Here is a 14,946-nt window from a genome sequence, read left to right as displayed (position 1 = left end):
GTCGACGGCGCGCTGCGAGGCCTGCGCGACGAGCGGTTCATGCAGCTGTGTCATTTGAGCAAACCGTCCTTGCGGAACATGTCCTTGATGCCGCGCACGGCTTGGCGCGTGCGCTGTTCGTTTTCGATGAGGGCGAAGCGCACGTATTCGTCGCCGTATTCGCCGAAGCCGATGCCGGGCGACACGGCCACCTTGGCGTCGGACAGCACGCGCTTGGAGAATTCCAGCGAGCCCATGGCGCGATAGGGTTCGGGGATCTGCGCCCAGATGTACATGGAGGCCTTGGGCACGTCGACGTCCCAGCCGGCCTCCTTCAGGCCGCGCGCCAGCACGTCGCGGCGGCTGCGGTATTGCTCGACGATTTCCTTCACGCAGTCCTGCGGACCGTCGAGCGCGGCGATGGAGGCGACCTGGATGGGCGTGAAGGTGCCGTAATCGTGGTAGCTCTTGATGCGCGCCAGCGCATTGACCAGATCGCGGTTGCCCACCATGTAGCCGATGCGCCACCCCGCCATGTTGTAGCTCTTGCTCATGGTGAAGAACTCCACCGCCACGTCGCGCGCCCCGGGCACCTGCATGATGGACGGCGCGACATAGCCGTCGAAGCAGATGTCGGCATAGGCCAGGTCGTGCACGACCAGGATGTCGTGTTCCTTGGCCAGCGCAACCACGCGCTCGAAGAACGACAGGTCCACGCATTGCGCCGTGGGGTTGCTCGGGAAGCCCAGGATCATCATCTTGGGCTTGGGGATGGACTCGCGCACGGCGCGTTCGAGCTCCTCGAAGAAATCGATCCCCGGCGTCATGCGCACCGAACGGATGTTGGCGCCTGCGATCACCGCGCCGTAGATGTGGATCGGATAGCTGGGATTGGGCACCAGCACGGTGTCGCCGCGGTCGAGCGTGGCCAGCATCAGGTGGGCCAGGCCTTCCTTGGAACCGATGGTGACGATGGCTTCGGAGTCGGGGTCGAACTCGACCGCGTAGCGCCGCTGATACCAGTCGCAGACCGCCTTGCGCAGGCGCGGGATGCCCTTGGAGACCGAGTAGCCGTGCGTATTGGGCCGGGAAGAGGCCTCGACCAGCTTGTCGACGATGTGCCGCGGGGTGGCCCCGTCGGGGTTGCCCATGGACATGTCGATGATGTCCTCGCCGCGGCGCCGGGCCGCCATCTTGAGCTCGCCGGTGATGTTGAAGACGTACGGCGGCAGGCGCTCGATGCGTGAGAACTTCCTCATGGGAACGATCCTTGAATGGCGGTTGTGGCGATGGCAGGACGCAGGCGGAAAGCGGGGCCGCAATGCCGCCGGGCATGACGGTTGCTGCGCAGGAAAACCCTGTAATCTAGCGCAAGCCCGGCACGCCGGCAAATGAGGACAATCCGTCCCCCAGGCCCGGCGTTGTGCTGCAACATGCGGCCATGCCGATGCGCTATCATCGACGCGTCAAGCCGGAGTTTTTATTGAAGCTGCATAACGATCCTGCGACCGCGCTCAATACCGTCACCGCCTACGGTCACGGCTACATCGAGGTCAACCAGGTACGCTTTTCCCACGCGATCGCCTTCGGTCCCGAGGGCGCCGTCGCCGAATGGCCGGTGCAGGCACCTGCCGACATCACCTCCGCCCTGCTCGAGCAAGCCGCCGGCATCTCGCTCGCCCCGCGCGATCCGCTCGCGTTCCTGGACGAGCCCGAGGCCGCGCCGGCGCGGCCCGATAACGCCCCCGAAGTGCTGCTGGTCGGCACGGGCAGCCGCCAGCAGCTGCTGCCCCACCAGACCCTGCGCCCGCTGCTGGCGGCCGGCATCGGCATCGAGGTCATGGACACCGAGGCCGCGGCCCGCACCTACAACATACTGATGGCAGAGGGCCGGCGCGTGGTCGTCGCCCTCATTCCCACCCACGGAGTATCCACCTGATGACCGCGATCATCGGCAAGCCCGCCCCGCTCTTCACGGCCGAGAGCACCATCGGGCCGATCAGCCTCGAGCAGTGCCGCGGCCGGGCCGTCGTCCTGTACTTCTACCCCAAGGACAGCACCCCGGGCTGCACCACGGAAAGCCAGGATTTCCGCGACCTCCACGAGGAGTTCCTGCAGGCCAGCACCGTGGTCATCGGCATCTCGCGCGACTCGCTCAAGTCGCACGAGAATTTCCGCGACAAGCAGCAGCTGCCCTTTCCGCTGATTTCCGATCCCGACGAGGTCGTCTGCAACCTCTATGACGTCATCAAGCAGAAGAACATGTATGGCAAGCAGGTGCGCGGCATCCAGCGCAGCACCTTCCTGATCGATGCGTACGGCGTGCTCGTGCAGGAATGGCGCGGGGTGAAGGTGCCCGGCCATGCCAGGGAAGTCCTGCAAGCCGCCAAGAGCATCGGCTGAATCGTATCCCAGCGTTTACCCCGGCAGCCGGCCGGCCCCAAACAGGAGAGTGACGCGTATGCCGCTTCCGAAGATGCCCACCCGCCCCGCCGCCATTCTGGCCTTCCCCAAAGGACAGAGCGCCCGCCCCGCAGCCCGCGGGCAGGCCGATGACGACGAGGACGAAGCACTGCTGGTGCAACCGCAGCTCGAGGGCCTGGCGCCGGTGGCCCAGGCCGCCCCCGCGGTCCGTCCGGCACCGGTGTCCGCGCCCGCGGACACGGCGCCCGCTCCGGAGGCGCCGAGGCCCGCGCGGGGGGCCAAGTCGTCCACCCGCAAGGCCAGGCCGCGTGCCGAGCCGGCGGTGCGCAAGCTGTTCGTGCTCGACACCAACGTGCTGCTGCACGATCCCACCTCGCTGTTCCGCTTCGAGGAGCACGACGTCTTCCTGCCGATGATGACGCTGGAAGAACTGGACCACCAGAAGAAGGGCATGTCGGAAGTGGCGCGCAACGCGCGGCAGGTCAGCCGCTCGCTCGACGCCCTGGTGCAGGACGCCGCCCAGCTCGACGACGGCCTGCCCCTGGACGCGCTGGGCAACAAGGACGCCACCGGCCGGCTGATGTTCCAGACCACGGCCATCCACAGCACCCTGCCGTCCGACCTGCCCATGGGCAAGGCCGACAACCAGATCCTCGGCGTGGTCCGCGCGCTCCAGGAAAAATACGCCGAACGCGAGGTCGTGCTGGTGTCCAAGGACATCAACATGCGGCTCAAGGCCCGCGCGCTGGGCATCGCGGCCGAAGACTACTACAACGACCACGTCCTGGAAGACAGCGACCTGCTGTACACCGGCGTGATGCAGCTGCCCGAGGACTTCTGGAACCGGCACGGCAAGGACGTCGAGTCCTGGCAGCAGGGCGGCACCACGTTCTACCGCATCCGCGGTCCGCTGTGTTCCCAGTTCGTGGTGAACCAGTTCGTCTACTTCGAGGGCCAGATGCCGCTCTACGCGCAGGTGCGCGAGGTCAGCGGCAAGACGGCGGTGCTGGCCACGCTGCGCGACTACACCCACGGCAAGAACAACGTCTGGGGCATCACGGCGCGCAACCGCGAGCAGAACTTCGCGCTCAACCTGCTGATGAATCCCGAGTGCGACTTCGTGTCCCTGCTCGGCCAGGCCGGCACCGGCAAGACCCTGCTGGCGCTGGCGGCGGGCATCACCCAGGTGCTCGAGACCAAGCGCTACACCGAGATCATCATGACGCGCGTCACCGTGCCCGTCGGCGAGGACATCGGCTTCCTGCCCGGCACCGAGGAAGAGAAGATGCTGCCCTGGATGGGCGCGCTCGAGGACAACCTCGACGTGCTCAACATGGGCGAGGGCGAAGGCGGCGGCGACTGGGGCCGGGCGGCCACCATGGACCTGATCCGCTCGCGCATCAAGGTGAAGTCCCTCAACTTCATGCGCGGCCGCACCTTCCTCAACAAGTACCTCATCATCGACGAGGCGCAGAACCTCACGCCCAAGCAGATGAAGACCCTCGTCACCCGCGCCGGCCCCGGCACCAAGGTGATCTGCCTGGGCAACATCGCGCAGATCGACACACCCTACCTCACCGAGGGCAGTTCGGGCCTGACCTACGTGGTCGACCGCTTCAAGGGCTGGCCGCACTCGGGCCACGTCACGCTGCAGCGCGGCGAGCGCTCGCGGCTGGCCGACTACGCGGGCGACGTGCTCTAGGGCTGGCCGCGGCAATGGCCGACACCGTCCCGCTCGGCGTCACCATGGGCGATGCCGCCGGCATCGGTCCGGAGATCATCGTCAAGATGTGGGCGCAGGGCTTGCCGGCGCCCGCCGTGGTGTACGGCGACCCCGGCGCGATGCAGCGGGCGGCGCAGATGCTCGGCGCGCGCCTGCGGGTGGTTCCGCTTGGCCGCGCCGCCGATGCCACCGGCGCAGCCGACTGCATCGAGGTGGTCGCCTGCGGGCCGGCCCTGCCCCCGGACCTGCCGCTCGGCCAGGTCAGCGCCGCCGCGGGGCGCACCGCCTACGAAGCCCTGTGCGCAGCCATCGACGATGCGCGGGCCGGCGTCATCCGCGGCATCGTCACGGCGCCGCTGCACAAGGTGTCGCTGCAGCGGGCCGGCGTGGACCATCCCGGCCACACGGAGATCCTGGCCGAGCGCACCGGCACGGCCGACTACGCCATGATGCTGGCCAACGACGAACTGAGGGTGCTGCTGGTAACCATCCATGTGGCGCTGTCGGAGGTGCCGGCGCGCATTACCGCACAGGCCGAAGACAACGCCATTTCGCTGGCGGCGCGGGCCTGCCGGCAGATGGGCATCGCCCGGCCGCGCGTGGCCGTGGCGGGCCTGAACCCGCATGCCGGCGAGGACGGCAAGTTCGGCCGCGAAGACCTCGACATCATTGCGCCTGCCGTGCAGCGGGCCCGTGCCGCGGGGCTGGACGCCTCCGGCCCGTGGCCCGGCGATACCGTCTTCATGCGGGCGCGCCGCGGCGAATTCGACATCGTGGTGGCGCAGTATCACGACCAGGGGCTCATCCCGGTGAAATACCTGGGCCTGGACCAGGGCGTCAATGTCACGGTGGGCCTGCCCTTCGTCCGCACCAGCGTCGACCACGGCACGGCCTTCGACATTGCCGGCAAGGGCATCGCCGATCCGGACTCCCTGCGCGCCGCCTTCGATCTCGCGCTCAGGATGGCCTGAACCGTGCCGGCCCCGGCTCCGCCGGGCGGCAATGGCGCGCAATGGCTGGCCGAGATGCCTGAGATTGCAGCATCCGGCAGCGCACTACAATACCGGCGCTGAATCGACTTCCTGTTTCCCATGTCACGCCTCGCCCGCTTCCTACCGGACCGCTTCACCCTGCTCCTCGTCGCCACCGTCGTCATCGCCAGCCTCGTGCCCGCCCATGGGCAGGGCATCGAGATATTCGGATGGATCACCAACCTGGCTGTGGCCCTGCTGTTCTTCCTGCACGGGGCCCGGCTCTCGCGCGATGCCATCGTCGCCGGCATCACGCACTGGCGGCTGCACGCCACCATTTTCTCGGCCACTTTCCTGTTGTTCCCGCTGCTGGGCGTGGCGCTCAAGCCGGTGCTGGAGCCGCTGGTCACGCCGGAACTCTACCTGGGCGTGCTGTTCCTGTGCTGCCTGCCGGCAACGGTACAGTCGGCCATCGCCTTCACGTCCATGGCTCGCGGCAACGTGCCCGCCGCCGTGTGCAGCGCCTCGGCTTCCAGCCTGCTCGGCATCTTCGTCACGCCGCTGCTGGTCGGCACCGTCGTGGCCAGCAGCGCCAGCGCGCCGATCTCATTCGACGCCGTCGGCAAGATCATGCTGCAGCTGCTGCTGCCCTTCGTGCTGGGCCAGTTGCTGCGACCGTGGATCGGCGCCTGGGTGCACCGGCACAAGGCCCTGCTCAAATGGGTGGACCAGGGCTCCATCCTGCTGGTGGTCTACACCGCCTTCTCGGAGGCCGTGAACGAAGGCCTGTGGCGCAACACGCCGCTGCCGGCCCTGCTGGGCCTGCTGGCCTGCTGCGCGGCAATCCTGGCCCTGGTCCTGCTGGTCACCTCGTTGCTGGGACGGCTGTTCGGCTTCTCGCTGCCCGACCGCATCACCCTGCTGTTCTGCGGCTCGAAGAAAAGCCTGGCGAGCGGCATACCGATGGCCCAGGTGATCTTCGCCGGCCAGGCCGTGGGCGCCATCGTGCTGCCGCTGATGCTGTTCCATCAGTTGCAGCTGATGGTCTGCGCCGTGCTCGCCTCCCGCTACGCCAGGCGGCCGGAATAGCGGTCACGCCTCCCCGGCCCGCTGCGCTCAGGCAGACGCGGCGTAGACGCTGCCGTAGCGGTTCGCCAGGAAATCGGCTAGGCCGATGGCCTCCTGGCGGATGAAGCCCTGGCGCGGCAGCCTCCCCTCCCGGAACAGGTCGACCGCTGCGCAGACCCCGGCCGCCGTGGTGCGCTGGATGGCGCTTTCATGGACGCCGTCGGCGGTGGCGGCGTAGATCTTGCGCGCGAAGACTTCCTGCACGAATTTCCCGCCGCGCATGCCGTTCACCGTCACGAAGACCAGCACCACGTCCTGCATGGTGGCAGGCACGCTCTTGCGCAATATGGCCTTGAGCAGCTCCGGGTCGCGCTTCAGGCCCAGGTCGTCGAGCAGGAATTTCATCCGTTCCCGGTGCCCGGGATAGCGCACCGTCTTGTAGTCCAGGTTGCGCACCTTGCCCGCGAGCGTCTCGCACAGCGTGCCCAGCCCGCCGGAGGTATTGAAGGCCTCGTACTCCACGCCGTCCAGCGAGAAGTGCTCCATGCCTTCCAGCGGATCCACGGCGCAGCGCTCGCCCTCGCGCAGCGCCTCGCAGGGATGGCAATACTCGTTCACCAGCCCGTCGACGCTCCAGGTGAGGTTGTACTTCAGCTCGTTGGTAGGGTATTGCGGCAGCGCTCCCACGCGCATCTTCACGTCGTGGACTTCGTCGAAGGTCTGCGCGAGCGTGTGCGCCGCGATGCCGATGAAGCCGGGGGCCAGGCCGCATTGCGGCATGAACGCCACCGGCGCGTCTTCGGCCAGCGCCATGATGGCCTGGGTGGCCGCCACGTCTTCCGTGAGGTCGAAATAATTGGTGCGGGCCGCCAGCGCTGCCCGGGCAACCTTGGTGGCCATGTGATAGGGCAGCGCATTGATGGCCAGGTCGGCGCGCGCCAGCAGCCGTTCCAGCGCGGCGGCATCGCCGGAGTCGACCACGGCGCGCTCCACGCCCAGTCCGTCCACCGACGCCAGCGCCCGCTCATCCCGGTCGGACACGACGACCGTATAGTCGCCGCCATGGGCCAGCCGCCGCGCAATGGACTGCCCGATATGACCAGCACCCAGAAGAACCACCCGCATTCTGCACTCCTCGCAAAGGGAAATAGGTGCAGACATTCTAGGAGCGAGCCAAGTCAGTTTAAACGGTCAAATCGTCAAATGGTCGGGAGTTTCTGGACATAACGACGACCATGGCGCCAATGTGTAGCGCGGCACTCTCCCGGACGACGCATGGGACCGCTAGGCGCCTGCGCCGGCGACGTCGCCGCGGTCGATCTTGCGGGCCAGGACGACCGACGTGGTGGTCTTGATGACGCCGTCCATTTCGCCGATCTCATCGAGCAGGCGGTCGAGCTGGTCCGGCGTGGCCACGCGCAGCCAGGCCACGTAGTCGAACTCGCCGCTCACCGCGCAGAGCATGTGCACCTCGGGCATGCGGGTGAATCGCCGCACCACGTCCCGGCCCGCTTTCGGCTGCACGGTGATGCCCACGTAGGCGTGCAGGCTCGAGTCGGCCACGCCCTGGCCCAGCTTGATCGTGTAGCCGCCGATGACGCCCCGCTGCTCCAGGCGGTCGATCCGGGAGATCACCGTGGTCCTGGCCAGATGCAGGCGCCGCGCGATGTCGGCGACCGACATGCGGGCGTTCATCTGAAGCAGGGAAATGAGTTGGCGGTCGACGTCGTCCAACAGATCCATGCGGATCATGCCGTGCTCCTTGCAAATGCGCCGGCAGGCCCGGCCTCAGTACTGCGGCGCAGCGGAGAAATTCAGGAACCGCGTGCTGGACCCCTGGAACGTCAGCCGCACGGTGCCGATGGGGCCGTTACGCTGCTTGCCGATGATGATCTCGGCGGTGCCCTTGTCCGGCGAATCCGGGTTGTAGACCTCGTCGCGGTAGATGAACAGGATGACGTCGGCGTCCTGTTCGATGGCGCCCGACTCGCGCAGGTCGCTCATCACCGGGCGCTTGTTCGGGCGCTGTTCCAGGCTGCGGTTGAGCTGCGAGAGCGCGATCAGCGGGCAGTTCAGCTCCTTGGCCAGCCCCTTGAGCGAACGGCTGATCTCCGAGATCTCCGTGGCCCGGTTCTCGCCGCCGCCGCTGCCGGACATCAGCTGCAGGTAGTCGATGATGATCAGCCCCAGCTGGCCGCACTGGCGGGCCAGGCGCCGGGCCCGCGCCCGCACTTCCATGGGGCTGAGCGCCGGCGACTCGTCGATGTAGACCTGGGCATCCTGCATGAGCTGCACCGCATGGGTGACCCGCGGCCAGTCGTCGGCCACGAGCTTGCCGGTACGCATGCGATGCTGGTCCAGCATCCCCACGGAACCCAGCATGCGCATGGCAAGCTGCACGGCGCCCATTTCCATGGAGAACACCGCCACCGGCAGGCCCTGCTCGATGGCCACATGCTCGCCGATGTTCATGGAGAACGAGGTCTTGCCCATGGACGGACGGCCCGCCACGATGACGAGATCGCCCGGCTGCAGGCCGGAGGTCATCCTGTCGAGGTCGGTGAAGCCCGTGGGCACGCCGGTCACGTCGGAATCGCTCTCGCGGTGATACAGCTCGTCGATGCGCTCGACCACCTGGGTGAGCAGCGGCTGGATTTCCTGGAAGCCGGCGGTGCCGCGCGCGCCCTCCTGGGCGATCTTGAATACCTTGGACTCGGCCTCGTCGAGCAGCTGGCGGGCTTCCTTGCCCTGCGGGTTCAGCGCGGCGGCGGAGATCTCGTCGGCGATCGACACGAGCTTGCGCAGCATGGCACGCTCGTGCACGATCTCGGCGTAGCGCCGGATGTTGGCCGCCGAAGGCGTATTGTGCGCCAGCGCGTTGATGTAGGCCAGGCCGCCCACTTCCTCGCTCTTGCCCGCGCTCTGCAATGATTCATGCACGGTGATCACATCTGCCGGCCGCGCCAGGGCGATCAGGCGGGCGATGTGGTGCCAGATGAGACGGTGGTCGTGGCGGTAGAAGTCCTCTTCGGTAAGGACATCGGCGATGCGGTCCCAGGCGGCGTTGTCCAGCAGCAGCCCGCCGAGCACGGACTGCTCGGCTTCGACGGAATGCGGCGGGACGCGCAGATACTCGAGCTGGGAATCGGCTTCTTTCATGATTGCAATAGTCCCTGCAGGGTGTCTGCCACCCTGAAAAACGCACGGATGTCGCGGCCGGACCAGCGGCCCGCCACGGGACGCAGCACGCGGGCCGCACCGCAGACCAGGCGCGCGATGCGCCGGGCGCGCTCCCGGACGGCCGGCTCGGGCTGCGTCGCGAAGTAGGTGTCGATCAACAGTGTACCCAGCTCCGGCAGCATCGGCTCCGGCATGCCCCGCATGGCATGCAGCGAGGACAACGCCTGGTAGAGGTCATAGGCCTGGGCCAGCGGCAGGCTGAGTGCGCTGCCGATGTTCTCTTCGAAGTCTATCCGCCAGACCTGGCCGTCGCGCAGCGTCAGATTGCGGATCTGGGCCCCGCCGTGCCAGAAGCCGCGGCGATGGAACCCGGCGAGGTCGGACGCCACCGCCTGCACCAGCTCGCGCAAGCCTTGCGGGTCGGCGCGGCGCATCCGCACGGGCATGCTTTCGCCCACATGCTCCAGCACCAGCAGCCCCGGCTCCTGCCACCATACCTCCGGCACCCGGCATCCGGCCGCCAGCAGGTGCCGCAGGCGGCCGGCCTCGTGGTCCAGCCCATTGCGCAGCAACACGCCCGGGCGCGGGAACTCGCCCAGGAAGAGCCTGCAGCCCGCAGCCAGCGCCGCGGCGCGCAGGTAGCGCAGCACATAGCTCAGCCCGCGTCCCACGCCGGGCCGGCGGCGCTTGACCACGCACGGCACGCCATCGACCACGACTTCGGCCACGGTGTCCACGGCCGCCGCTTCGGCCCCGCGGAGCCAGGCGCGCAGGCCGGCAGGCGCATGGGAATGGGGCGAGGCGCTCACGTCTGTTCCCGCAAAAACAACTCCGGTAATCCCGCCCTGGGGCGGTGCCGCGGCGCAACGGCGTCCCGCACGCGGCCCCTATGGCAAAAAAAAGCCGGCACCTGGCCGGCTTTTTCGAGCGATGCGGCCGGAACTCAGGCCATTTCGCCTTCGACCACCACCGTGACGTCGCTGACGACGTCGGCGTGCAGCGCAACCTGGATGGGGTACTCGCCCACGGCCTTCAGGTGGCCGCTGGCCAGGCGCACCTGGGACTTCTCCACGCCCTCGAAACCGGCGGCGCGCAGGGCCTCGGCGATATCCGCCGAGGTGACCGAACCGAACAGGCGGCCGTCGACGCCGGCCTTCTGGGCGATCTTCAGCTGATAGCCGGACAGGCGCTCGCCCAGGGCCTGGGCGGCGGCCAGCTTCTCGGCCTGGATCTTCTCGAGCTCGGCGCGGCGGGCTTCGAATTCCTTGAGGGCCGCATCGGTGGCGCGGCGGGCAATTTTCTGGGGAATCAGGAAATTGCGGGCGTAGCCGTCGCGTACGCGAACGACGTCGCCGAGATTGCCCAGGTTGAGGACTTTTTCGAGCAGGATAACTTGCATGTCAGTGCCCCCGATTACTTGTGGTTGTCGGTGTAGGGCAGCAGGGCCAGGAAGCGGGCACGCTTGATGGCGGTGTCCAGCTGGCGCTGATAGATTGCCCGGGTGCCCGTCAGGCGGGCCGGAATGATCTTGCCGTTTTCCTGCACGAAGTCGCGCAGGGTGTCGAGATCCTTGTAGTCGATCTCTTCGACGCCGGCGGCGGTGAAGCGGCAGAACTTGCGACGCTTGAAGAGCGGGTTCTGCTGCGTGAACTTGCGTTTTTCCTTGCGTTTTCCGAAGAAAGCCATGATAGATGCCTCTTTGTTTGCGGCGGGCGGCGGCGTATGCGCCGGCTGCCCTGATTCGTGTTTATCCCGAGCCTCGAACTTCAACCCACCGGCGGATCGCCGCCGGCACTGCCGCCCGTCCTGCGCGCCTGCTGCAAGTGCAGCCTGAGCTTGACCGAATCCTTGCGCACCGGGGCGAGAAACCCCTGAACCCGCAGTTCGGCGCCCAGCGGCGTATCGGCCAGCAGCATCGCCAGGTCGCCCAGTGCCATGCAGGCAATGGTGAGCGCGACGCGGCGCGGATGTCCGGCTTCGACGACCTCCGACTCGTGCTCCAGCAGCATTTCCAGCGCCGGGACGCCGCCCGGTGTGTGGCGCAGGGGTTCGCGTTCAAGTACGCGCGCGTCCAGCTCCACGGAATTCATGCTGCGGCTCTCGAGGCGGGGCGACGGCCCGGCCTTCGTTCTTACTCTGCGGCCGGCGTGGCAGCCGTTTCAGCCGAAGCCTTGCGGGCCTCTTCGCGCTCGACCGACTTCATCATGATCGAGGGAGCGGCCGGCGCCTTCTTGGTCTTGATGACCAGGTGGCGCAGCACGGCGTCGTTGTAGCGGAACGAATGCTCGAGTTCGTCGAGGGTCGGCTGGCTGCACTCGATGTTCATGCAGACGTAGTGAGCCTTGACGAGCTTCTGGATCGGGTAGGCAAGCTGGCGGCGGCCCCAGTCTTCGAGACGGTGCACGATGCCGCCCTGGCCGGTAACGAGCGACTGATAGCGCTCGACCATGGCGGGCACCTGCTCGCTCTGGTCCGGATGGACGATGAACACTACTTCGTAGTGGCGCATAGGGTAGAACTCCTTGTGGATGTCTTGCGGGGCAAGGCCCCTAAGCCAAGGCCGCCTCCAAGGAAGCAGATGGCCGGGATCCCGCCCCGCAAGGGGCAGCCCGCTGCCCGTGACAAACCCCGGACAGAGCGAGCAAGAAAGCCGTAGATTATCGCCCGCCGCCCCTGAAAACGCAAGCGCGCGGGGAAACCCGGAAAATCAGCCCTCGACCACGGCGTAGGCCGAGTGGTTGTGGATGGACTCGAAATTCTCGGCCTCGACGCGGAAGCGCGCCACGCCGGGATGCGCCTGCAGGCGGGCGGCCACGTCGCGCACCAGGTCTTCCACGAACTTGGGATTGTCGTAGGCGCGCTCGGTGACGTATTTCTCGTCGGGACGCTTGAGCAGGCCCCACAATTCGCAGGAGCCTTCGTCCTCGACCAGACGGATGACCTGTTCCATGGGCACGTCGGGCCCGACGATGGCCGACACCGTGACGTGCGAGCGCTGGTTGTGTGCGCCGTACTCGGAAATCGCCTTGGAACACGGGCACAGGCTGGTGACCGGCACCTGCACCACCAGCTCGAACTCGACCTCGTCGCCCGCCGCGCGCGCGATCCACTGCACCTCGTAGTCGAGCAGGCTCTGCACGCCCGACACCGGCGCCGACTTGTTGATGAAGAACGGGAAGGCCGCGGTGAGATCGCCGCGTTCGGCATGCAGCAGGGGCAGCATCTCGCGGGCCATGTCGGCGAACAGCGCGGGCGTCATGGGGACGGCCCGGTACTTCTCGAGCAGGGCCACGAAGCGCGACATGTGCGTGCCCTTCTCTTCTGCGGGCAGGGCCACCGTGAGCGTCCAGGTGGCCACCGTGGGCTGGGCGGCGCCGTCGGCGCCCTGGACCAGCATGGGATGGCGGACGCCACGGATGCCGACGCGCTGGATAGGGATGTGGCGCGTGTCCGTCGAGCTTTGCACGTCGGGCATCACGATGGCGGGATCAATCGGGGAATTCATGTCGTTACCTTCAGGCGGGCCGCGACGGCACGCGCCGAAATGCTTACCGGACCCCGATTATCGCCCAAAACCGCGCGAAAACGAGGGAAAACCCTTTTAACAGTAGGCCGCCCGCCGCAACACGCCGTTGCGCGGGCGGAACGACGAAGCCCTGCAGCCGCGCCGCCGCGGACCTCACGCGGACGCGAGCAGCCCTGCGAAGCGCCCGCGGATGGAGGCCTCGATGCCGGCGGCATCCAGGCCGAGACCGGCCAGCAGGGCCGCCTGATCGCCATGGTCGATGAACTCGTCGGGCAGGCCCAGCTGCAGCACCGGGATACAGACGCCGGCGGCATTCAGGGCTTCCGTGACGGCGCTGCCCGCGCCCCCCATGACCGCGGCCTCTTCCACGGTGACCAGCGCATCGTGCCGCTGCGCCAGCGCCAGCAGCATGTCGCGGTCCAGCGGCTTGACGAAACGCATGTCGGCCACGGTGGCGTCCAGCGCCTCGGCCGCCTGCAGCGCAGGCTGCACCAGCGTGCCGAAGCCCAGGATGGCGATGCGCCGGCCCTCGCGGCGCAGCACCCCCTTGCCCAGGGGCACGGTGTCGAGCGAGGACGACACCTCGGCGCCGCAACCTGCCCCGCGCGGGTAGCGCACCGCGGCCGGCCCCGGATGGGCGTAGCAGGTGGACAACAGCAGCCGCGCCTCGTTCTCGTCGGACGGGGCCGCCACCACCATGTTGGGTACGCAGCGCAGATAGGCCACGTCGTAGTTGCCCGCATGGGTGGCGCCATCCGCGCCCACCAGGCCGGCCCGGTCCAACGCGAACGTGACATCGAGGTTCTGCAGCGCCACGTCATGGATCAATTGATCGTAGCCGCGCTGCAGGAAGGTCGAATAAATGGCCACAACCGGCTTCTGCCCCTCGCAGGCCAGGCCGGCAGCGAACGTGACGGCATGCTGCTCGGCGATGCCCACGTCGAAATAGCGCTGCGGGAAGCGCTGCTCGAACTCCACCAGGCCGCTGCCTTCGCGCATGGCCGGCGTGATGCCGACCAGCCGCGTGTCGCGCTCGGCCATGTCGCATAGCCATTGCCCGAAGACCTGGGTGTACGTCTTGCGCGCGGGCGTCTTGGCCTTCTGGATGCCGACGGCGGGGTCGAACTTGCCGGGCCCATGATACAGCACCGGGTCGGCTTCCGCCAGCTTGTACCCCTGGCCCTTGCGCGTGACCACATGCAGGAACTGCAGGCCTTTCAGCGCACGCAGGTTCTGCAGCGTGGGCACGAGGGCGTCGAGGTCGTGGCCGTCGATCGGGCCGACATAGTTGAAGCCGAATTCCTCGAACAGCGTGGCCGGCGAGACCATGCCCTTGGCATGCTCCTCGAAGCGGCGCGCCAGCTCCAGCATGGGCGGCACGTGCTGCAGCACCGCCCGGCCCACGTTGCGCGCCGCGGCGTAGAAACGCCCCGACATGAGGCGGGCCAGGTAGCGGTTGAGCGCGCCGACAGGCGGGGAGATCGACATGTCGTTGTCGTTGAGCACCACCAGCAGGTTCACGTCGGGCGTGACGCCCGCGTTGTTCATGGCCTCGAAGGCCATGCCCGCCGACATGGCGCCGTCGCCGATCACGGCGATGTGCTGCCGGTCGATGCCGGCATTGCGCGAGGCGACGGCCATGCCCAGGGCCGCCGAGATCGAGGTGGACGAGTGCGCGGTGCCGAAGGCGTCGTATTCGGACTCGCTGCGCCGGGGAAAACCCGAAATGCCGCCGTGCTGGCGCAGGCGGGCCATGCCCTCGCGCCTGCCGGTGAGGATCTTGTGGGGATACGATTGATGGCCGACGTCCCAGACGATGCGATCGTGCGGCGTGTCGAACACGTAGTGCAGCGCCAGCGTGAGTTCCACCGTGCCCAGGTTGGACGACAGGTGGCCGCCGGTGCGCGATACCGATTCGAGCACGAATTCGCGCAGTTCGCCGGCCAGGCGTTTGAGCTCGCGGCGGTCCAGCGGCTTCAGGTCTGCCGGGGAATGGATGCGGTCCAGAAGTTCGGTCGTCATGCGTGATGCGTCTCGGTGGGGCCGTGGCGCGGGCGGCGCCCGCGGCGCGGGGA

The 14,946-nt window shown here is 67.7% G+C and carries 16 protein-coding genes; 5 read left to right on the top strand and 11 right to left on the bottom strand.

What is annotated here, in order from left to right; translation table 11 throughout:
• Positions 1-50: 50 nt before the first annotated feature.
• On the bottom strand, positions 51-1,238 hold the full coding sequence (gene alaC / locus ACYBYQ_RS07480; RefSeq protein ID WP_459618124.1) for an alanine transaminase: 1,188 nt from the start codon (positions 1,236-1,238) through the stop codon (positions 51-53).
• A 224-nt stretch (positions 1,239-1,462) separates the two neighbouring features.
• Between alaC and ACYBYQ_RS07475 the strand changes: the two genes are divergently transcribed.
• From ACYBYQ_RS07475 to ACYBYQ_RS07455, 5 genes are all read left to right on the top strand, one after another.
• Positions 1,463-1,918 carry an Mth938-like domain-containing protein gene (locus ACYBYQ_RS07475; protein ID WP_459618123.1) on the top strand — a complete coding sequence of 152 codons (456 nt, stop codon included), beginning with the start codon at positions 1,463-1,465 and terminating at the stop codon, positions 1,916-1,918.
• Positions 1,918-2,382 carry a peroxiredoxin gene (locus tag ACYBYQ_RS07470; RefSeq protein ID WP_459618122.1) on the top strand — a complete coding sequence of 155 codons (465 nt, stop codon included), beginning with the start codon at positions 1,918-1,920 and terminating at the stop codon, positions 2,380-2,382. Before ACYBYQ_RS07475 ends, ACYBYQ_RS07470 begins: the two co-directional genes overlap by 1 nt.
• A 58-nt stretch (positions 2,383-2,440) precedes the next feature.
• Entirely contained in the window at positions 2,441-4,105 is a 1,665-nt protein-coding gene (locus tag ACYBYQ_RS07465; RefSeq protein WP_459618121.1) for a PhoH family protein, read from the top strand.
• 14 nt (positions 4,106-4,119) lie between these two features.
• Complete coding sequence (gene pdxA, locus ACYBYQ_RS07460) at positions 4,120-5,097, top strand: 4-hydroxythreonine-4-phosphate dehydrogenase PdxA (protein ID WP_459618120.1); 978 nt, start codon at positions 4,120-4,122, stop codon at positions 5,095-5,097.
• 120 nt (positions 5,098-5,217) lie between these two features.
• On the top strand, positions 5,218-6,186 hold the full coding sequence (locus ACYBYQ_RS07455; protein ID WP_459618119.1) for a bile acid:sodium symporter family protein: 969 nt from the start codon (positions 5,218-5,220) through the stop codon (positions 6,184-6,186).
• 27 nt (positions 6,187-6,213) lie between these two features.
• Here the strand turns inward: ACYBYQ_RS07455 and ACYBYQ_RS07450 are convergent, their stop codons facing one another.
• The 10 genes from ACYBYQ_RS07450 to dxs form a co-directional block, all read right to left on the bottom strand.
• On the bottom strand, positions 6,214-7,290 hold the full coding sequence (locus tag ACYBYQ_RS07450) for a saccharopine dehydrogenase family protein (protein ID WP_459618118.1): 1,077 nt from the start codon (positions 7,288-7,290) through the stop codon (positions 6,214-6,216).
• A 159-nt stretch (positions 7,291-7,449) separates the two neighbouring features.
• Positions 7,450-7,917: an Lrp/AsnC family transcriptional regulator gene (locus ACYBYQ_RS07445; protein WP_459618117.1), complete on the bottom strand. Its 468-nt coding sequence runs from the start codon at positions 7,915-7,917 to the stop codon at positions 7,450-7,452.
• A gap of 36 nt (positions 7,918-7,953) precedes the next feature.
• Positions 7,954-9,324, bottom strand: coding sequence for a replicative DNA helicase (locus ACYBYQ_RS07440; RefSeq protein ID WP_459618116.1), 1,371 nt, complete (start codon positions 9,322-9,324; stop codon positions 7,954-7,956).
• A complete protein-coding gene (locus tag ACYBYQ_RS07435) occupies positions 9,321-10,154 on the bottom strand; it encodes a BUD32 family EKC/KEOPS complex subunit (protein WP_459618115.1) in 834 nt (277 codons plus the stop codon). The genes ACYBYQ_RS07440 and ACYBYQ_RS07435 overlap by 4 nt, the downstream gene beginning before the upstream one ends.
• 134 nt (positions 10,155-10,288) lie before the next feature.
• Positions 10,289-10,744 carry a 50S ribosomal protein L9 gene (gene rplI, locus ACYBYQ_RS07430; protein ID WP_459618114.1) on the bottom strand — a complete coding sequence of 152 codons (456 nt, stop codon included), beginning with the start codon at positions 10,742-10,744 and terminating at the stop codon, positions 10,289-10,291.
• Between the two features lie 14 nt (positions 10,745-10,758).
• The gene (rpsR, locus tag ACYBYQ_RS07425) at positions 10,759-11,031 is read right to left on the bottom strand and encodes a 30S ribosomal protein S18 (protein ID WP_003813094.1); all 273 of its coding nucleotides are present in this window, start codon (positions 11,029-11,031) and stop codon (positions 10,759-10,761) included.
• 80 nt (positions 11,032-11,111) lie between these two features.
• The gene (priB, locus tag ACYBYQ_RS07420) at positions 11,112-11,435 is read right to left on the bottom strand and encodes a primosomal replication protein N (RefSeq protein ID WP_459618113.1); all 324 of its coding nucleotides are present in this window, start codon (positions 11,433-11,435) and stop codon (positions 11,112-11,114) included.
• A 41-nt stretch (positions 11,436-11,476) separates the two neighbouring features.
• The gene (gene rpsF / locus ACYBYQ_RS07415) at positions 11,477-11,854 is read right to left on the bottom strand and encodes a 30S ribosomal protein S6 (RefSeq protein WP_459618112.1); all 378 of its coding nucleotides are present in this window, start codon (positions 11,852-11,854) and stop codon (positions 11,477-11,479) included.
• Between the two features lie 198 nt (positions 11,855-12,052).
• Positions 12,053-12,850 (bottom strand): GTP cyclohydrolase FolE2, encoded by a 798-nt coding sequence (gene folE2 / locus ACYBYQ_RS07410; RefSeq protein WP_459618111.1) that lies wholly within the window; start codon positions 12,848-12,850, stop codon positions 12,053-12,055.
• A 174-nt stretch (positions 12,851-13,024) separates the two neighbouring features.
• Positions 13,025-14,893 (bottom strand): 1-deoxy-D-xylulose-5-phosphate synthase, encoded by a 1,869-nt coding sequence (gene dxs, locus ACYBYQ_RS07405; RefSeq protein WP_459618110.1) that lies wholly within the window; start codon positions 14,891-14,893, stop codon positions 13,025-13,027.
• Positions 14,894-14,946 lie beyond the last annotated feature (53 nt).

It is taken from the genome of Bordetella sp. 2513F2, from assembly GCF_054642735.1.
This window is presented reverse-complemented; position numbering and strand designations above follow the sequence as displayed.